The organism is Dyadobacter subterraneus (assembly GCF_015221875.1).
Taxonomy (GTDB): Bacteria; Bacteroidota; Bacteroidia; order Cytophagales; family Spirosomataceae; genus Dyadobacter; species Dyadobacter subterraneus.
In genome coordinates, this window is record NZ_JACYGY010000001.1 from 1726773 (window position 1) to 1747816 (window position 21044).

Genomic DNA, 21044 nt, shown 5'->3' on the forward strand with positions numbered 1-21044 from the left:
TACAGACAAGTTTTAACATGTACCGATGAGTAATTGATTATGAAGTATGTAGGGTAATAATAAGAAGATATAGTCAAACTTTTGTCTTTTTTTATCAATTCTGTAAATTGTATTAAGGGAATGCATTTGCCTTGAAATCAACTGCGAAAGTTGGCACAAATTATAATTGGTGGCCCTGCAAAAGGGAGTACCAATCAAATATAAATGATAACGATGAAAGAAGACAAAACTGAGAATATTTCAAATGCATCAGGGGCAACACCTTTTGCCCAAACCTTTTTTCATGGAACAAAAGCTGACTTAAAGATTGGAGATATCATCAACGTTGGTTTTAATTCGAACTTTGGGAAGAGAAAAATTGCAAATTATATCTTTCTGACCTCAACTTTGGATGCGGCAATTTGGGGTGCTGAACTGGCTTTTGGGGAAGGGCGAGAAAGAATTTATTTGGTAGAAGCAACGGGCCCAATCGAAGACGATCCTGATTTGACGGATAGAAAATTCCCGGGTAATCCAACAAAATCTTACCGGTCCCAACATCCGTTTAAGGTTGTTGGTGAAATTACAGTTTGGCAAGGACACTCGGCAGAAAAGGTTAAAGCAATGATAGATGGATTAGCAAAGCTCAAAGAGCAGGGTATTGATTCTTTGAATGATAGATAGGCAAATTGATAATAATCTATTTGCACGACGCCTCATTGAAATAGGGGACGACCGCGCCTTGCGATTCCAACGTCTTATCGTTTAAATGAGACCTTTTACTTCCAGGTGTAAGGATATGTCAATTCCTGGACCAAGTTTTTTCAGCATTTATCACCAAAAATGTTGCGCCTTTATGGTATACGGGACTCATAACCCCAATTCTTAAAGAAGTAATATTTCACACCGCTGCTTTGCTTGCTAAATTTACCTTTCTCTTTCAGATATTAGTCAATTTCTGACCGCTTAATAATCCGTCCAAGGAATAACGAAACTTGCTGCATATCAGTCAATATTATGCCTATATTACGATGCTTTTGTTATTCTATTTCATAAACGCTTACCCAACTTATGACGACAAATTTTTACTCCTTTTGCACAATTTCTTTTCGTATTGTAGTGTTCGTATTTTTTCTTGGATTCACTTTCGAGAATGCGCTGGCGCAGCGCTCAATTATTCAACATGCTCTGCCACCTTCCAAAAATAAAACACAAATTTCAGGTCAGTACATTGTGATCTACAAAGATAATGATGCAGTTAATGCCAGAATGGCCTCAAACCCAGGTATTCAGGCCCGTCAGCAGCTTATGCAACGGCAAGTAAGCGCCACTCTTTCAAAACATAATATTTCACAGAAAAAAATTCTGCATGTTTACGAAACCGCCATTAAAGGTTTTTCCGTAAGTGGTCTGACAAACCAGGAGGCGGACCAGTTGCGTAAAGATGATCAGATTGAACGCATTGAACCTGACAGAATGGTATACCTGAATGAAACCAGCGCGCCCAGGCCCATGGCAGTGGCATCAGGTTGTAATGGTCCGGTCATCCTTTTTAACGGGCTTGAACATTTTGCAGGTTTAGCCGAATTCGGATCAACCGCAAATATTACGGGTGAGGCTGTTGTTGCGAACAGCAACGGTTGTGGTGCTATTACCAATGTGTCGGGCAAGGTTGCCGTAATTGACCGCGGATCCTGTGCTTTTGTAACGAAAGTTCTCAACGCACAAAACGGCGGAGCAATTGCTGCTATAATAATAAACAATGCTGGCGGATCTCCTCCCCTCATGGCTGGTGAAGATGCTACCATAACAATACCTGCCATGTCATTAAGTCAGGCTGATGGTAATTTGTTAAAAGCGGCCATTAATGGCGGTGTGACCATGGTTACGCTTGACAGGGCACTGCCAACAGCTGTTGGCCCGCAATGTACGCCTTGGGGAATTACCAGGATTGGAGGAAGTCTTCCAGCCGTTACGGGCAGAAAAGCATGGATCATTGACACGGGTATTGATTTTACACATCCTGATTTGAATGTAAATACAACACAAGCTGCTTTTTTCGTCGGTTCGAGCGCGAATGATGAAAATGGTCATGGTTCCCATGTTGCCGGTATTATTGGGGCAAAAGATAACGGTTTTGGCGTGGTAGGGGTTGCGGCAGGTGCGGAGGTTGTCCCTGTTCGGGTTTTCGCGGCCACAGGAAATAGTGCCTTTTCAATTATCATTGCAGGTGTGAATTATGTGGCAGGTCTTGCTGGCACTAATGATGTGGTTAATATGAGTTTAGGAGGTGAGCCAAGTAATGCGTTGGATGCTGCGGTTCGTAATCTCGCAACAAAATGTAAAGTGGTAATTTCCGCTGGGAATGATGCTGTCAATGCAGAATTTCGAAGCCCTGCACGGGTGAACGCGCCAAATGTTTACACAATTTCAGCCATGGACATTAACGGTGCGCTGGCAGGTTTTTCAAATTTCGGTAATGCTCCGGTTGATTACAGCGCCCCTGGGGTAAGTATTGCATCATGTTATAAGGATGGACAATATACTTATCTGGACGGAACTTCTATGGCGGCACCACATGTCACTGGAATATTGATGCTGGGAGACATAGGTGGAATAGACCGGGTAACCGGCGATCCGGATGGAAAGCCGGATGTGATTGCCAGAAGGAAAATTCTTTCAGAAGATACAAACCATGATGGTGATGCGTATACCGTTTATGCAGGAGATCCGGATGATTATGATGCGTCGGTTTATCCAAACGCACCAGAATTATGCGATGGCAAAGACAATAATGGAAATGGACAGATCGATGAGGGAACCGTTTGCTGCCCGGCAGGTAATACCGGAATTTTGTATGTTAACGCCGCAGCTGGCGGAAATAATTCCGGGACTAGCTGGCCAAATGCTTTTACTTCCTTGCAGTCGGCCTTGTCGGCAGCAAAATATTGCGGACAGATTACGGAGATATGGGTTGCGAAGGGCACATATGTTCCAACGATGGATGCACTTGGCAATACAAATCCAGCCGATCAAAGAACGAAAACGTTTAGAATGACCAATAATCTCGCTATCTATGGTGGTTTTGTGGGCAATGAACCGTCAAATTACAATCTGGCACTAAGAAATTTTGATAGCAACGAAACTGTTTTAAGTGGCAATCTGCAATTTGATGGCACTGCTTCAAACAATGCATACAATGTCATTTTAAATTTACCACCTTCCGGTACTACAATGGACAACACTGCGATACTGGACGGATTTTCTATTCAGGATGGCTATGCGTCGCAATTAATAGACGACTTTTTATCATTTCCTGCTTCTTACGGTGGCGGGATCCTGAACTATGGGTCAGATGTAACCGTCCGAAATGCTGTTTTTTACAACAATCTTGCTTACGTTGGTGGCGGAATGGAAAATCAGTCTTCCAACCCGGTTCTGAAAAACGACTGGTTTGTAGGTAATTACGGTGCTGACCAGGGTGGCGCTATCGATAATCGGGGCTCCTCTCCCAATATAACCAACAGCTCTTTCCTTCAAAACCGGGGTTACTATGGAGCAGGTATCACGAACGTCTCACAATCAAATCCGGTTTTGCTTAATTGTTCTTTTTCCGGAAATACCTTTACACAAAATGGTCCGGGTGGTGCTATTTACCATGTTGATAATTCTTCATCCAACATTCAGAACAGTATTCTTTGGGGGGATAACGCAGAAATTGTCAATGAAACTCCGAGCAACACGACGATTTCTTACAGTATCGTTCAAGGCGGATGGTCAGGTACAGGGTCCAATAATTTAAATGTTGACCCCCGGTTTGTAAGTCAACCGGTACTGAATAGTGGCTCGATTGGTAATATTGCGTTGCTTGCCTGTTCTCCGGCAATAAATGCTGGCAACGCCTCAACAACTACGGCAAATGTAGGAAATCTTGACCTTGCGGGAAACAACCGCATATTCAATAACCGTGTAGATATGGGTGCTTACGAATTTCAGGCAGCACCGTTCCTGGTTACGATCTCTGCAAATCCGGGTCTGACCGTAACGGCTGGACAGAGTACAACGCTTACTGCTTCTGGTGCCGATACATACCTTTGGTCTACATCCGCTACTACTCCGCAGATCACAGTTTCGCCAACCGGCGCAACACAGTATACGGTGACGGGAACTTCCGGAGCCTGTTCAATGGCGGTAAGCGCGACAGTAAATACAACGCCGCTGCCGGTTTCGCTGGTCAGTTTTTCTGCAAAAAAGCAAGCCAATGGATCTGTTTCGCTGGACTGGGTTACTACTAATGAAATTAATAACGCACAGTTTGTACTGGAAAGAAGTAAGGATCTTAAAAACATAGAGACCATCGCCGAAGTAAATCCGGACGAAAGTACCGCTGCAACGCATCTTTACCAGTATACAGACGAGCTTCCGTATCAGGGTACCAGCTATTACCGGTTGAAGCAGGTGGATTTGGATGGTCACACCACTGTATACCGATGGGTATCTATTGTGATTGACCAGACTTATGCTGTGTTTCCTAATCCTGTCATAAACAAGCAGTTTAAGCTGAATCTGGATGAGCCGAATGACGCGGTTATTGAGTTTTTCAGCGTGGACGGTCATCTTATTCCTCTGCACACCATCAGCCGTAGTCCTGGTATGTTGGAACTGAAATTACATAAAAATTCGGCACCAGGCGCTTACATTTTAAAGGTTGAAGAGCGCGGCGTGATTCGCAATTATCGGGTAGTTGTGCAATAGGAATACTCTTTTTTTAAATTAATAACTTAGTAATCAGTGCATAACAATTTGAAATAAAAGGGAAATAGACTGTCAATGGAGGCAGTTTATTTCCCTTTTTTGTTAGTTCTTAGTCAAGCGAAAAGTATATGGTAATAATATACAATAATCATAGCATTGAGTTTAGAGGACACCGTTTATAATCTTCGACATCAGACATAAAAAGTGATATTTTTGGTGCGTGTCTTCGCAGTTCACTCCGGATTGAAACGGCGGATTTTATAAAAGAAAACAGTGGTATAAAAACAACAATTCCAACATTTTTTAGGACACGTCTCAATTATTTTTTACTTTGAACTTTTTACCGCTTACCGTGCACGTGATTGATAATGAGACCGAAATTTCTGAGTATAAGTGATTCTGTTATTGAAAAAATAAAATCCGGAGAATTGCAGCCGGGTGACAAGATTCCGTCTGAAAATGAGCTCATTAAACACTATAAAGTAAGCAATACAACGGCCCGTAAAAGTCTTCTTGAAATTGAAAACAGGGGATGGGCAAAAAGGATTAAGGGGAAGGGTACTTTTGTTTTAAACCGCACGGTAGATCACCGGCTGATAAGGACCCTGGGTTCAATTTACGCTACACGACGCGGTTTTCATGAAAGTCTTTTGGCAGAAGGTTTCAAGCCGCATAATCTGGTATTGGAAAAGACGGTAATGGAAGACGGGATTTCTTCGGAAATAGGAGGGAAACATTTTATTATCGAAGGGCCGGTACTGAAAATCCACCAGCTTCGCTACGCAGATGATGAGATTATCAAAGACGAAATCAAATATATTTCATTAAAACTTTGTCCGAAAATAAACCGGCTGCCAACCGAAATTTCTTACTTCAAAGTATATGAGGATACCTATCATTTGAGGATTGAAGAGGTAAAACAAACACTGAGTGCAGAAATTGTCGAGCCCGATTCGGAAATGAATAATTTCGAGCTGACAAAAGCTACACCCATGTTTATTCTGGACAGCGCTGTGATTTGCAAGGATGAAAAGATTGTAGAAATGGAGCGCTCTTTTTACCGCGGCGACAAATACAAATTCGCCATTATCGCTAATCCTGACTATAACGACGTTCAGTAAAAGTAAAGTTTAATCGCCCCGACGATAATCATATGACCTTCTTTATTGGGATGATTGATTGAGGTCATATAGTTTTTTACATTTCCTTCTTTTACGATTTTTTTGAAAGGTGTATACGGATCAGCCAAACCGGTTTTGTATGTTACGGCGAGTGATTTTATTTGTTCTGCATACGGATCGAGCGGATTTGTAGGGTCACTGATATCAATTCGCTGGTCTGGCGAAGGCGTCAGAAGAATCACTTTAATGTGATTAGCCAGTGCTGATTTAATCATCTTTTCCCAGGCGTCTCTTACTTTATCCAGTGGAGAAAAACGGTCGTTCAGCGCATAGTCAATAAAAAGTACATCCGGTTTGTGAGGCAGCACATCTTTTTCAAAACGGGCCTGACCGCGGATGGCGTCTTCTCCGCCAATCGCAGTTACAATCACGTTGATCACGGCATATGGATATTTTTCTTTTAGTGTTTTTAAAAGCAAATTCGGATAAGCTTCCAGCGTGTGTACCAGATGATTATCCCCATATCCGGAAGGTACAGAATGGCCGTGAAAAACAAGGTTAATCGTACGGTTTTTTGGCCATACAGTATTTAATTCTTTTTTGATATCAGACAGATAAGCTGCCGGATCTGCAATTTGAGCCTGTGTTTTTGCACAAAAAGTGATCAGGATGAAAAGGATTGTTTTGAGAGTATTATTTTTCATAAATACGTTTACCGCTGCATGTGAAATTATAAAGGACGTTATGAATTTGTTTTAACTGCTATTTTTCAAACCATTTAAAGATTTCACTGGCATAAATCTCGTGCCCTTTTTCATTAAAATGATTAATACTGGTCATATAATCTTTGACAAAATCAGTACGCTTTACCAACTTTTGAAAAATGACAAAGGGATCCGCTATACCTACTTTGTATTTTGTTGCCAGTGCCCTGACTTGTGAAGCGTGTTGTTCATATGGATTACCGGGAGCGTTAATATCCAGCCGCTGATCCACGCCCGGTGTAATTAAAATAACTTTTATTTCTTTTTCCAAAGCTAACTGTATCATCTTTTCCCACGCAGTCTTTGATTTTTCAAGTCCCGCACCTGTATCATTTCCGGTATAATCAATAAAGACGACATCCGGTTGGTGCGTAAGCACATCACGTTCAAATCTTTCAGCACCGGAGATAGAATTTTCTCCACCGATGGCAGTAACAATAATGTTGATCACAGCCAATGGATAAACCGCTTTTAATTTTTTCAAAACCAGATTCGGATAGGCTTCCAGGGTATGTACCTCATGATTATTGCCAAAACCTGCCGGTCCGGAATGGCCATGAAATACCAGATTAATATTCCGGTTTTTGGGCCTTTCCTTCATGAGCTCTGTTTTGATCGATGATAGGTAGGCTGTATCAATTACGGATGCAGATTGTCCACGGGAATCAAAAACCAGGAAAACAACCGCTGCAAAACTTAAAATCAGGTTTTTCATAAATATCTGCTTTACCAGGAAACCGTTAAATTTCCGGTTATATTTTCGACAACAAAATGTTTTCCCAGTTTTGGATCGCCCATTTTGAAGGCTATTTTTCCGGTTTTCCAGGGATAATCCGAATTGATGTAAGCATTAAAATTTTCCGGAGTAATATCATCTGCTGCGTAAATGCGGATTGTTGCATTCTTTAAACCGCTTGCCTGATACCGTTTGGTAATATCTTTCTGGCCCGAGTGCAGCTCTTTGCAGGACACAATACCATCATTCTGCTCTATAAAAATCCGGCATTCCCGATTCCAGGAAGTAGGCAGCGTGTAAACTGAATTTCCCTGATCCAGTTTCGTTTCCAGTCCAAGCAGCAGCGGAGCACCTTGTGGAAATTTAAAATGATTTGTAATGGTGCTGTTGGGATTGTAACCCGAAAATATAAAAGCGTTGTTGCTTCTTGAAATCGTCATCACAGGATTTTTGACACCCGGATTTTCTTTTTCAATCAGGGAAGTAATTCCAAATTCATTCAGTGAATAGCGCAGTAAAAGCGGCCCGGTAAAAAGTTTAGAGGGATCATCCGGATTTAGCAGTTTCCCTCCATTGAACTTGCTTGAATTGGTCCCGCGTACGTACACAACTTTTCCACCGTTCCATTCTGGAAGCTGCCGTGCCAAAACCACATCACGGGACTGGTCATTTTGCTGCATTCTTGTCAAAATTTTTGTATACTGATCGCCCATATCACTTACTTCCGTAGATACGCCTCCGCCGGAAAACAAGGCGCTATGCTGGATTCTGTCCGGGTAATGAACAGAAAGCAAATCGCCTTTGAACGACGGCAGTATTTGGAATTCACCTTCAAGACGTGTAGTGTTTTTTATATTTAAAAGTGCAAGGAAATCTTTTCCTGCATGATCAGCAGGCCCGTAAATCATTAATTTTCCACCATTTCTCACAAAACTGATAAGCGCTTTTTCCATGGGCGAATTGGCATCAGGAACCGTAGCCACCAAAATGGATTCTTTGAAAAAAGCGGGTTTGTCCTTGATTACATTTTGAAATGAACCGGTAGAAATAATTGTATTCAGCGGAAAGCCATTGTTGATGGCCTGACGGATCAGCCAGTCGCCATAATAGATCTCCGGCAGCCGGTCTTTGTAGCGGTAAGCCCAGTCGTGGTATTCATCAAACGGATAAACCCAGACCAAAGGTCCCGGGGCGGTCGGGGCATCGTAGCGGGCTTTTAAAATATTCGGCGTTACCTCGTCAGGAACCTGGGTTGGCATATTCCCATAGGAATCATCAATGCTGAGCAGACTTAAATGCGACGGCAATTTTATCTCTCCTTTTTTATTAATTCTGGAAACCGACATAGGAAGATAAATGTCATGCGGCTCTCTTCCATAGCGGTCCAGCCACGGACTGTTCAGCCACCAGGGGTCATGCGTGTAAAAACGGAAAAGATAACGCTCGTCGGGAAGTTCAGCCATACGAGACATATATCCAACCATTTCCAGACCAAAATCTCCGTCCAGCGCCGCCCAGGGGGAATTTGGCGGAGGAAGCAGGTTTTTGTCCTTATAAATTGCTTTCAGATTTACCCCGTCACGCGCCAGATCCGAGCCTGCTGAAAGATTTGTGCCTCTGGTCTGAATTTGGATATCAGGACATTCTGCCCGGAAATATTTCCAGAATCCCGCTATCTTATCCTTGGTATCTTCAAGTTTTGCCTGGTCAAATCCTTTGCCATTAAAAATAGCTCCGGTCGACGACCAGCCTTCTATGCCATAACCGAATCCGTTGCTAAGCCAGATAAAATCAAAGCCCATGTCTTTCAGGAAATGTTTACTTTGCCGTCCCAGAAATGTGCCAAAAGGCGTGTTGGCAGGAATTCCTTTTGGAAAACCTGCATAGGCTTCACTATCTGCATTTAAAACTGAGTAACAGCTTACCATCGTATTGTGGCCCATGGCACTTCCGCCCAGAATTTCACGGTGTTTTTTGTATTTAAAATCTGATTTGGCAAACTCAGGCCCAGGGTCAAAAGTTTCTCCGACACGGATCGGTTTTCCGGTAACTTTATAACCTTCTTCTTTCAGCGTCTGGACTATAAATTTCAGATCGCCGTATGTGAATTTGGGCGGATTTTCAAGGTACAAATAAGCGCGCTCGTGAATCGATAATTCCTTGGGGCCGGAATTTACCGCATGCTCCGTATTTGGATTTCCCATATAACGTGCCCATTCCAGTGGCTGATTTGCGGCGCCTTTGTAATCTAAAATTTCAGAGCCATCGCTGGTCCAAAGCATTACCGACACCGTATCGGCATGCCGCAGTAACGCATGCCATTGCACGAACATTTCTTTGGCCACTTCACGGATATAAGCCTTATCATTTTTCTTAAAAGGTTTCAGCGATACTTCGAGCGTTATGTTGTTGAACGGTTTGCCTTTCAGTGTAGAAAGTGCGTACGGGTCCCTGGATTGTGCCGGACTTTTTGTCAAAAATCCTGCAAGCAGAAAAAACAGTAATAATATTTTAATTTTCATGGTAAATAGGCTGATTTCAATTTTTCAAAGTCGTGTAAATGGCCACACCACGGGCCGGTATCTGATCGCTGATATTTTTGCCGGCTTTGCGTTTTTTGTCAAAGGATAGCATAAGCTTTTCTTGTGATGGGGTAATGTTTGCAGGATCAAATAAGGCACGGTTTAACACCGGGTTAATTTGCTTTGAAAATCCAATCTGAAACTGCTGCGCTGTATGCGCACTGTTTACGACCATAACAGAAATCTCATTTTCATTAGGCTGCGTGGCCACGATATACAAACTATCATTTCCCAGAGTTTTAAAGGTTTTCGAGCCTGCTCTTCCGCCAAGATATTTGCTCATCAGACTGAATGCATACCATGACGGATAAGGATCTTTTGGGTTTGAAATACTGTCCTGCGGTGATTTTGTTAATCCCCAGCGTTGCACACCTTTGTAAAAACTATCTTTGTTGGTGACTTTTGAGGAAGGATATTTCTGGTCAAAAAGGATCCACAACAGCGAAGTTTGCGCGCCACTGTTTACAAAAGCAGCTACGCACTGCGCCAGATAATTTCCATAATCTGCTTTAAAACGGACAGATTCATCGGGCTTGCTTGCTCCATATTCATCGATCCAGAAGGGTTTGCCGGTCTGCTTAATTTTTTCTTTTCCAACTTCAACTATTTGTTTCCAGCCATCGTATTCCAGTGGCGGATTTGTGCCGGATTGTTTGCCGTTGTAGCTGTGCCAGCTGTAAATATCTATGACATCATTCATGTGGCCTACGGCCCATCCTACGTAAGCGGCTGTGTCAGTCGAGCCGCTGTTTGGTCCGACAAGTTTTACGGAAGATCTTAGGTTTGAGATTTTTAGCTGATTGTCAATCTCGGTACAAACCTTGTCATAATACGCAGGTTCTGAGAAATTTTCTGGAATAATTCCCGAGCGGTAATTGAGCGGTTCTGTGAAAAGCACCAGATATTTTATGTTTGTATAACCTCTGACTTTGATCAGTTGATAGAGCGATTCGTTGACCCACTGTGCATAACGGGCCGGGTCTTTCGTTGGGTCCGGTTTTGCTTTGTCGGCCGGAATTTTTGTATTCATGTAGGTATCGCGCGTAAACCACCAACCGGCCTGCAGAGCCACATCAACCTTTAACATTTTCATTTTATCAAGCCACTGATAAAATGCTTTCATCCGCTTTGATTCCCAGTCAAAATCGTTGTAAAGGTTCGTTCCGCAGGCCCAGTCGGGGCGATACCATGTCCTGGCAATTTTAAGATCCATCGCCTTCACCCTGGAAAATTCCAGCTCCCGGTCTTCATCACTCATCGGCTTTACGTCAGGATCTTCCATATAGGCAAAGCCGTGATACACGCCATTGACGCCAAGAAAATGATCTGACAAGATCGAATCATTGTAGACAAATAACTGCACAGGCTTTTGCCAATTTCTATTGGTGAAGCTGCTGTAAAAAACGGTAAGCAAGGTTAGCATGGGAAACAGAAGCAGTCCGGTTTTTGATCTCATAAAATGCTTGATATAAATTATCACGAATTCTTTTCTAGTGCAATCAGCTGTCAGATTAGGAAACTAAATTTCGGCTGATCGCCGACAGCCAATCTAATAACCTGGATTTTGTTGCAATTTTGTTGCGTTATTGATCTCAACCTGCGGAATTGGATAGTGGTACATGCGCTCGTTGAAAACACGGTTTTCAACGGTGAAGCGTTCGTAGGTATTGGCGTTTCCGGTATTAGTTATGCGCATACCCGTCACGGCTTTTCCAAAATCTGATTCCCCGGTTTTCCATCTTCTTACATCAAAAAATCGGTGCTCTTCAAAAGCGAGCTCGACCCGTCTTTCGTTACGAATCCGCTGACGCATCTGGTCTTTGGAAAGTCCGTCGGGAAGATTGGCGACACCGGCGCGTTTGCGAATCTGATTAATCGCGTCATAAACGGTTGCATCGGGACCAACAGCCTCATTCTGTGCTTCTGCATAATTCAGAAGTATTTCACCATAACGGAAAATCACCCAGGGACGGCGTACCGTTGCATTGGTCGTCTGGTTCCAGCTTGCAGATTCGCTTAAAAATTTGCGCATGTAATAACCGGTTTTAGTCGCATTTACGCTTTTGCCAATACCATCCTTACCACCAACCGCTGTACTGACCGCTGTCCCTTTAAATAGGGAACCATCATAAATGATCGACTGGGCAAATCTTGGATCCCGGTCTTTGTAAAGATTATTTGGATCATAACCGGAAGTGGGATCTGAAATGGGAAGTCCATTTTTCATGCCATAAGCATCAACAAGTTCCTGGGTAGGGTTGGTGAGTCCCAGCGCGCCATTATAGCTTATCGGCGCATTGTTAATTTCAATATCATTTCGCAGGTTTGCCGCAGTAGCAAAAATAACTTCGCTGTTGTAGGCGGCCGTGGTGAAATTGGAAATATTGGCATAATTAGCAAGCAGACTATGTGCTTTGGTATCGATTAATTCTTTTGAAACCGCTGCTGCTTTCTGCCAAAGCGTAATATCACCCGAAGGATTATTCAACGGACTTGCCGCGTAAAGCAATGCTCTTGATTTCAGGGCTAGCGCGGCCGCTTTTGTCGCACGGCCTTTATCTCCCGCACCATACTGAGTTACTGACAAAGGCAACTTGACTGCTGCTGAATCACAATCTTTTAAAATCTGGTTTAGCGTCTCCTGAGAAGTATTTCGTGGCAGGTCAAGGTCATCAGATGTGGTGAAAACATGGTCGGCGATGATGATACCACCATAACGTTTCCAGAGCTCAAAATGAAAAAAAGCACGTAGAAAAAAAGCTTCACCCCGAAGTCTGGGAATATCGGTAATTGGTACAATATTGGCCCGGTGGCTATTAGCCAAAAATACATTTACCTGACGAATTCCGTTGTAGTTGATTGCATAGTTATCATCCAGTGTCCGCAGCGAACTCCAGGTTCCGTTATTGAAAATATTAACAGCAGAATTCAAATTTGAATTAACCGCTTCATCCGAGCCTGCCGCCAGCATAGCACCATTATACCGGTTGTAGCCATCCTGCAAAAAAGTATAACCTGCATTGAGCTGACCTCTGGCCGCGCTGTTCAGATTCCAGTACTGATCCTCGGTAACCGGACCGTCGTAATAATCGAATTTCAGAAATTTGGTTTCCTTGCATGCGGTAAGCAACAACAGGGAAAGAAATGAATAAAGTATTTTTTTCATGATTCAGGAAATTAAGGGTCAGAATTTCAGGTTAAGTCCGGCTGTCAGCGTACGCACATAAGGGTATGAATTGTAGCCGGAAAACGGCATTTCCGGATCTACATTCAATCCTGTCTTATTAAAATTGAGCAGGTTGAAAGCGTTGGCATATACACGAAGGCTTCTAATATTCAATTTCTGCATAAAGCCTGCGGATAGGGTGTAACCCAGCTCTATGGATTTCAGTCTTAAATAATCTCCTGAACGAAGCCAGAAATCTGAGTCCGCAATGTTGTTGCCACGGTCTGAAATTCCAAGGCGCGGATAGGGTGCGTTTGGATTGGCAGTAGTCCAGGCCTGGGTGCTGAACTGATTAATGTAACCTGTATTATTGGTGCCGGCCATTACCAAAGTACGGATGTTGATCGTGCGCCCGCTAACGCCCTGACCAATCAGTGAGAAATCAAAAGCTTTGTATTTTGCGCCCAGGTGAAAACCGTAATATGTATTTGGCGTATCGTTATAATCGGTTGTTACCCGGTCATAATTATCAATGACACCGTCGCCATTAATGTCTTTGTATTTGATATCGCCGGGTTGTAATCTGGCCGCAAAACGCTGAACCGGACTGGCGTCAATTTCCTGCTGGGTTTTGAAAATGCCATCCGAAGCAAGCATAAGTTTTCCGTAGTCAGTCACCGCGCCAATGTTATGTCCCGCTTGTTTCTGATAATCGGCAAGACCAGCGGATTCTGTGATGCGCAAGATCTTGTTTTTTGCATAAGTAAAATTACCGCCGATGGATAGTGTGACTTCCCCGAATTTCTCCGTGAAATCTATGGATCCTTCAAAACCACGCAAGCGCGTTTCCCCGCCATTGATCCGGTAGGTTGCCAATCCCAGGATAGAAGGGTAGGTGGGATTGGTCAGGATATTTTTGCGTGATTCGTTAAAGTAGTTGGCATAAAGTGAAAGGCTGTTTTTGAAAAATTTTGCATCAATGCCGAGGTCTGTTTTATAGGCTGTTTCCCAGGTAATATCAGGATTAGGAAGTGTGGCCTCAGAGGCCCCGGCCTGGGCGGCGAAACTTGTGCCAAATGCATAACTTCCGCTGGCAGGATTATACAAATAAGCATAAGGAAATTTATTGGTTTCACCCGTCAGGCTGTTTCCGGCTTTTCCGTATGCCGCTCTTAATTTCAGATAACTTAAAGCAGAGAGGTTTTTAAGAAAGTTTTCTTCGGAAATTACCCAGCCGGCAGCAATCGCAGGAAAAAATCCGAACTGTTTGCCTGGCATATAATTATCGGCGCCGGTATAACTTGCCACAAGGTCTGCGTAATACCTGTTGTTGAACGCATACGAAGCTCTCCCTGAAAATCCCTGCCTTTTATCCTGCAAACGGGTTGGATTAAAAGTGACGGCTTGCTGGTAACGTGTTGTTATTTTGATATCATGTTTTCCAAAACTGCGGTCGTAGTCAAAACCAGTCCAAAGCTCGTTGGTGCGGATGTTGTCAGCAAAAGTTGCTGCCACGTAACCAAGCGGCGTCTGGGTTCCGAAACGTGTGAGCACGCCACTTGTCGAGCGCTCGTAAACCTCGTAATCCTGGCTTCGGCCGCTCAGGTAGCGCCCCTGAATATCGAAGGTGTAAAAGACATTGGCACTTAATCCTTTCAACCAGAAATCAAGTTTGTGATTTGCATTTAAGGTTCCCAAAAGCACACGGGTCACTTCGCTTCGGTTTCCCTGGCTATTGAGTTGGGCCAGCGGATTGCTTCTGAAAAGATTATTTCCTCCGTATGATCCGTCTTCATTTCTTAAAGGAAAGGCATTGGAAGGCGTGCCAAAAACTGTACTCAGAAAGGTCGCACTGGTACTGCCAGGCTCGCGTCTGTCTTCAATACGGCCTGCCATGTCGAGTTGAACAGTCAAAAGTGGCGTAACCTGAATATCCAGATTTGTTCTCAGATTATAACGACGGTAGCCGACATTGGAATTAAAAAGCGGATTGTCGGTATGGTTAAAAAGTCCACCCTGATTGAAATAACTAAGATTTGTAAAATAACGTACCGCTTTGGAACCACCCGAGGCAGTTAATACGTGACGCTGTACAAGGGCATTATCTTTGAAAAAATCTTTGACAAAATTATTGTTGGGAAACTGATAAGGATCGGTGTTGCTTTTATAGCCATCGAGCGTTTGTTGGTTATAAAGCGGACTAAAACCATCATTTTTCAGCGCCTGATTGTAAAGCGTTGCAAAATTGTAAGAATCAAGTGGTTTGGCAAGAACCGTCGGCTGCTGCGTGCCAATCTGCATGTCGTAAGTAAAACGGGTTTTGTCGGCATTTCCTCTTTTAGTGGTAATCAAAAGAACGCCGTTCGCGGCCCGGTTTCCATACCAAGCCAGCGAGGCAGCATCTTTCAGCACATTCACCGATTCAATTTCGCTTAAATCCATATCAGAGAAATCTCTGGCCACACCATCTACCAAAACAAGCGGCACGTTGGTACCAGCAAAAGTGGCGCGGTTGCGTATTACGATGGTAGTTTCATCTCTGCCGGGAAGCGTACCGGTTTGCCAGACGTTAAGTCCGGGAAGCTGCCCTGCAAAAAGATTTGTGAGCGAACTTGAAGGAATTTGCGGCAAAGTGGAAGCTTTCAAAGTGGAAACCGCGCCGTTGATCTCTCTTTTCTTACGAATGCCGAAAGGAATGAAAACATCATCCTGCATACCGGCTTCGGGCAAAGTTTTGCTTAGCTGTAATTTGAGTGCTTCCTGACTAACCACCGTGTGATAATAAGTCAGATAACCGGGTTTGCTGAAAATCAGAACGTCTCCCTTGACGGCAAGAATTTTGAATTTTCCCTGTTCATCGGTCATCGTTTCAATACCGCCTTCCTGCACCGAAATGCTCATACCCGAAACAGGATTTTTGTTAATATCTTCCACAGTTCCGGCAAGCTCAGCCGGGGAAGAATTTTGGGCTTTTACCTGCCCCGCCAATAGCGGAAGCAGCAGAAAAAGCCTGAAAAGTATATCAGAAAATTTCATAGTGATTTAAAGTTTAGGGCTTGATTACCATCCGGGATTTTGAACCAGTTTTTTACTTTTCTGTATCTCATTTCTTGGGATGGGGTACAAATGCATGTGATCCTCATAAACCCGTTGGAAGGATTCTGCCAGCGGAACTTTTGTATAGGTAAAACTGCCGTCGCTGTTTTTGACCACGTTCATTGCATACATTTTCTGCGCGACAAGCTCTTTGCCTTTTTTCCAGCGCATGATGTCATACCAGCGGTTATCTTCAAAGGCAAGCTCCACGGCGCGTTCGTTGTAAATTCTTGCGCGCATCTGGTCTTTTGTCAGTCCTGTTGGAAGTTCCGGCATCCCGGCTCTTTTACGGATCTGGTTGATGGCATCGTAAACAGTAGCATCCGGCCCCGCGGCTTCATTTTGTGCTTCGGCATAATTGAGCAGAATTTCGCCATAGCGGAAAAAGATAAAATTGACAAATGCTGACTGCGTACCCGGTGTCTGGTAAACCTCCGGCCAGAGTTTTTTTCCATAATAACGCGTTGCTGTGTAAGCCGAGCTGGTAGAACTATAATCCGCGCCACCGTCCCACATCTGCATTTTTCTTCCCTGCCAGGGTGCGTCGTTGTAAAGAATATTCGCATAAAATCTTGGATCCCGGTTTTTGTAAGGATCATTGGGATTATAACCTGATTTTGGATCTGTTATCGGAAGACCATTACTCATTTCATACAGATCCACATGATTTTGTGTAGGATTATAGGTGCCAATTCTTCCGCCGGAGCCCGGAGACATTACTGCCTGAATCGCCCAGTTAAAACTACGGGGTGCTTTTATTTTGATCAGAATATATTCATCAATTGTTCCATTTCCGGAAGGTGAGACAATCTCCTCATATTTGGGATGCAGTGTATACTGATTCATATTCATCACCTCTTTGGCAGCATCAGCGGCAGCTTTCCATTTAGCCGCATCGTTTTCAGGGTTGTGAAGTTGGCTGGCGGCGTATAGCAGCGTTCTGCTTTTTAAAGCACGCGCAGCGCCGATTGTAGGCCTTCCATAATTGGCAGCATCCTGTTCGATCGGAAGAAGCGTAACAGCCTGGGCAATATCGGCCAGAATAAAACTGACGCATTCTTCATAGGTATTTCTGGGCAGGTCAATATCTTCAAATGCAGTATAGGCCTTGTCGATCAGTACCACGCCACCGAATCTTTTGATCAGTTCAAAATACATGAATGCCCGCAGATAATACATTTCGCCTTTAATGCCTTGCGGATTTTGCTCAGGTTTCCATTTTACTTCATCAATCTTTGAAAGCATTTTATTCACTATCCGGATGCCGGCATAACAGCGGTCATAAATTCCGGAAATATCGTTGACGGCCAGTGCCGTATAAGCAGAATGGTCATGGTACAAACCTTTGGCAAGCGTGTAGAGCATTGGATTGGTAACGTCAATGCCAACGGCTTCATCAGAGGCCTGCGCGACTCCGTTTCCTTCATTAAATCGCAGATAATCGTCGGGCAGAAAACTGTAAGCATTATCAGCAAACTGAGCGGCCATGACCGGATCTGCAAAAACTTTCTCCTCGTTCAGAGCCACGTCAGGTGCTACATTCAGGAATTTGTCATCACAGCCGGAAAAGACAAACAGCAGGCTGGCGAGCAAGAATATGGTATATTTTTTCATAGCAGTAGATCAGAAATCTAGGTTAATGCCAAGATTGTAAATTCGGGAAGTCGGGTAAACATTGTAGGCGGCCTGCGGTGCCCGGCGCTGAAAATTTTCAGGATCGCGGTATAGTACTTTTGTCCAGGTTACCAGGTTTTGTCCGGAAAGAAAAACACGGATTCCATTCAATCCGACTTTTTTAACAATGCGGCCAGGAATCTGGTAAGCCAGCTGGGCATTTCTGATTTTCAGATACTTCGCGTTTGTTAAAAGAAAATCGTTGGTTGCATAACTCATAAAATTCCCTCCGACTGCCGGCTGTAAAGAAGGCCAGGTTGCATTTTTTGCGTTTTCAGGCGTCCAGCGGCCCAGCATATTTTCATACATCTGGTTGCTGCTGAGGTTTCTCTGATCAAACTGAATATCAGAACTTACGTGCGCAACACCCTGAAACATAACTGAAAGTGAGATTCCGTGGTAGCTGATATTGGGCTCAAAACTGTATGCATATTCCGGCACATTTGAATAACCGATCGGGGTGATATCATCCGTGGAAATGACACCGTCCTTATTGATATCCTTATATTTAAGATCACCCGGAATCGGTTTCCCCAGAAGATTTGGAAGATAGGCATTAATATCATCCTGCGACTGGTAAAAGCCATCTGTCACATAACCCCGGTACTGACCGATCTGGTAACCGGCCGACTTTTGGTAGGCAGGCCTGCCAACGGGCTCGTCCAGATTAATGATTTTATTTCGGGCAAAACTCACCTGGGCATTAAAACCATACTTCCAGTTTCCAACCCGACGCTGGTGACGGAGTTCCACTTCGTAACCGTGGTTATGTACTTCTCCAAAATTTACGCTTGGATAAGCTTCTCCGTAAGTGGTGAGCCCGGACTGACGGTTCAATAAAATATTGGTCCGCTTTTCATCAAACAGATCCACGTTCAAAGAAAACATATCATTGAAAAAACTGCTTTCAAAACCAATGTTCCTTTTGGTGGAAGTTTCCCAGGTTATATCCGGGTTCCCAATTCGTGAGTGTGTGATGACAGGATAAGTATTGATGGCAGTCGGAAGTCCGAACTGTGCGGCCGTATTTGGTTTTGCCGTAAGCGCCAGATTGGATGCACCAACGTAAGCGGCTGAGTTTCGTGTATATTCATCAAGATACAAAAAGCGGTTTCCGCCAATTTTATCAAAACCAATTCTACCATATGATCCCCGGATTTTCAGATAACTTAGCCAGCTGATGTTTTCCATAAAAGATTCCTTGCTCACAGTCCATCCCGCAGAAACTGCCGGGAAAAATCCGAATCTTTTGCCGGAAGCGAAGTTTTCTGAACCATTATAGGCACCATTAAATTCTGCAAAATAGCGGTCTTTATAGCTGTAAGTGACCCTTCCAACAATACCCTGTGAAGCATAGGCCGGCTGGGCGCCGATTACCCGGCGGGCCTGGCGCTGAAAAAGTCCCAGCGCTGTAACAGCATGATGTCCAAAACTCCGGTTAAAATTCAAACTGCTTTGCAGGTTATAGCTGATGGCCCCATCATAAGTGGCTGTCACGGGGCCTAACGGCGTATCTGCGTCACTAAAAGAGCTGTTTCCTTTTACGATTTCATCGGTCTGTTTGTTGATATAATACGAAGTGAAAGTTCCCGCCTGTCTTCGGTTCGCAATGAAATAGGCATCGTACGCGTACTGCGTTTTGAATGATAAACCTTTCAAAATTTTATGCAGGTCATAGTTAAGCGCCAGGGTACTTTCAATTGAATTCGTTTGCTGTATAAAATAGCCTGACCGACTGATCCAGCCCAGTGGATTCGTCAGATTTACACCTGCATTCGGGTTTTCCATAAATCTGCCGTCCGGAAGTGTGGGCACATAAGCATAGGCAGGTATCCCGTTAATTCGGGAAAGAAGATATTCAATTTCCGCATTTGCATAGAAGGCCGCAGCAGCAGGGGAATAACGTTCCTCCATTCTGCCGCCGAGTTTGACAGAAACGGTAAGGTCTTTGCTTAAATTCAAGTCAACATTTGAACGGAAATTGTAACGATCATATTTGTTGGTTGTGGAGTAACCATAAGGATTATCGAACTTTTTCAAAATTCCATTCTCCAAAAGGTAACCCACCGAAATAAAATATTTTGCGATTTTTGTTCCGCCCGAAACATTCAGATTATGCTGGGTTTGCGGATAATGTTTCCGCATGATATAATCGAACCAATTAAAATCAGGATACTTGTAAGGATCTGAATGATCCTGAAATTTTTGCAGTTCGGCATCAGTGAAAGCGGCAGGTTTACCAACATTTTTATTGGCTTCATTCAGAAGGCTGGCGCTGGTAAATGCATTTAAAGTTTTGGGTAACGCGGTATATTCCTGCATGGCCACGTTTCCTGTGTAGCTAATTCTGGGTTTTCCTTCCTTGCCGACCTTCGTTGTAATCAGAATAACACCGTTTCCTCCTTTAATACCGAATAAAGCGGTAGCGGAAGCATCTTTTAATACCGAAATATTCTCAATCTCATTCGGATCAATATCTCCAAAAGATTGTCTTTCAGCACCATCCACGATAATAAGGGGCGAACTATCGCCCGTTGTGGCGCGGCCCCGGATAAAAAGATCCGCCTGATTATCGCCTGGTTTTCCGCTTCTTTGTACCACAAAAACACCGGGCATGCGGCCTGTTAAACTGTTGGTGACGTTACCTGTAGGTGCTTTGATGATATCTTCGGATTTTACCGTGGCAACCGCGCCCGTCAGTGTAGATTTTTTCTGGGTTCCATAACCGACAACCACTACATCTTGCAGTTGCTGCTGGTCCGCTTTCAAAACAATATCAATCACCGAACGGTTATCAATTTTGATTTCCTGCGGTATGTATCCGATAAAACTTACAATAATACTGTTGCCCTTGGAAACTGAAAGTTTGTAATTCCCCTCAGCATCAGAAGAAGTACCATTAACTGTACCTTTTTCCGCAATGGTTGCACCAATAAGTGCAGTCTGGTCGGTTTCTCCCGTAATTTTTCCGGTAATCGTGATTTTTTGACCCGTTTGGGCTTGCAGATTCTGGACGCACAGCAGGATCAGGAACATAATTCCTGTAATCCAGGGCGGCCGCACTTGGAGTAAAATTTGGTTCATTGAAAATTGAAGTTTAGGGTTAATCCTGAGATTTTGTCCAAAGCAGAAAAAGGGATCTGGATATTATTAAGACCCTTTTCTGCGGGA

Annotated in this window: 11 protein-coding genes; 3 read left to right on the forward strand and 8 right to left on the reverse strand. The window is 43.7% G+C overall.

Features of this window, described 5'->3' with window-relative positions; translation table 11 throughout:
• Nucleotides 1-213 precede the first annotated feature (213 nt).
• The 3 genes from arr to IEE83_RS07135 all read left to right on the forward strand — a co-directional run bounded on the left by arr (nt 214) and on the right by IEE83_RS07135 (nt 5855).
• Nucleotides 214-663 (forward strand): NAD(+)--rifampin ADP-ribosyltransferase, encoded by a 450-nt coding sequence (arr, locus tag IEE83_RS07125; RefSeq protein ID WP_194119919.1) that lies wholly within the window; start codon nt 214-216, stop codon nt 661-663.
• Nucleotides 664-1050: 387 nt separating this feature from the next.
• Nucleotides 1051-4734 (forward strand): S8 family serine peptidase, encoded by a 3684-nt coding sequence (locus tag IEE83_RS07130; RefSeq protein ID WP_194119920.1) that lies wholly within the window; start codon nt 1051-1053, stop codon nt 4732-4734.
• A gap of 368 nt (nt 4735-5102) precedes the next feature.
• On the forward strand, nt 5103-5855 hold the full coding sequence (locus tag IEE83_RS07135) for a GntR family transcriptional regulator (RefSeq protein WP_194119921.1): 753 nt from the start codon (nt 5103-5105) through the stop codon (nt 5853-5855).
• On the opposite strand, the gene IEE83_RS07140 is transcribed toward IEE83_RS07135, so the two are convergent.
• From IEE83_RS07140 to IEE83_RS07175, 8 genes are all read right to left on the reverse strand, one after another.
• Entirely contained in the window at nt 5849-6559 is a 711-nt protein-coding gene (locus tag IEE83_RS07140) for an SGNH/GDSL hydrolase family protein (RefSeq protein WP_194119922.1), read from the reverse strand. The genes IEE83_RS07135 and IEE83_RS07140 overlap by 7 nt on opposite strands.
• A 58-nt stretch (nt 6560-6617) precedes the next feature.
• Nucleotides 6618-7334, reverse strand: a complete 717-nt coding sequence (locus IEE83_RS07145) for an SGNH/GDSL hydrolase family protein (protein ID WP_194119923.1) — start codon at nt 7332-7334, stop codon at nt 6618-6620.
• A gap of 11 nt (nt 7335-7345) precedes the next feature.
• A complete protein-coding gene (locus IEE83_RS07150; RefSeq protein ID WP_194119924.1) occupies nt 7346-9877 on the reverse strand; it encodes a hypothetical protein in 2532 nt (843 codons plus the stop codon).
• 16 nt (nt 9878-9893) lie between these two features.
• The gene (locus tag IEE83_RS07155) at nt 9894-11393 is read right to left on the reverse strand and encodes a glycoside hydrolase 5 family protein (RefSeq protein ID WP_194119925.1); all 1500 of its coding nucleotides are present in this window, start codon (nt 11391-11393) and stop codon (nt 9894-9896) included.
• Between the two features lie 93 nt (nt 11394-11486).
• Nucleotides 11487-13103, reverse strand: a complete 1617-nt coding sequence (locus tag IEE83_RS07160) for a RagB/SusD family nutrient uptake outer membrane protein (RefSeq protein ID WP_194119926.1) — start codon at nt 13101-13103, stop codon at nt 11487-11489.
• 18 nt (nt 13104-13121) lie between these two features.
• The gene (locus IEE83_RS07165; RefSeq protein WP_194119927.1) at nt 13122-16139 is read right to left on the reverse strand and encodes a SusC/RagA family TonB-linked outer membrane protein; all 3018 of its coding nucleotides are present in this window, start codon (nt 16137-16139) and stop codon (nt 13122-13124) included.
• Between the two features lie 24 nt (nt 16140-16163).
• The gene (locus IEE83_RS07170) at nt 16164-17813 is read right to left on the reverse strand and encodes a RagB/SusD family nutrient uptake outer membrane protein (RefSeq protein ID WP_194119928.1); all 1650 of its coding nucleotides are present in this window, start codon (nt 17811-17813) and stop codon (nt 16164-16166) included.
• A gap of 9 nt (nt 17814-17822) precedes the next feature.
• Nucleotides 17823-20957, reverse strand: coding sequence for a SusC/RagA family TonB-linked outer membrane protein (locus tag IEE83_RS07175; protein WP_194119929.1), 3135 nt, complete (start codon nt 20955-20957; stop codon nt 17823-17825).
• Nucleotides 20958-21044: the final 87 nt, after the last annotated feature.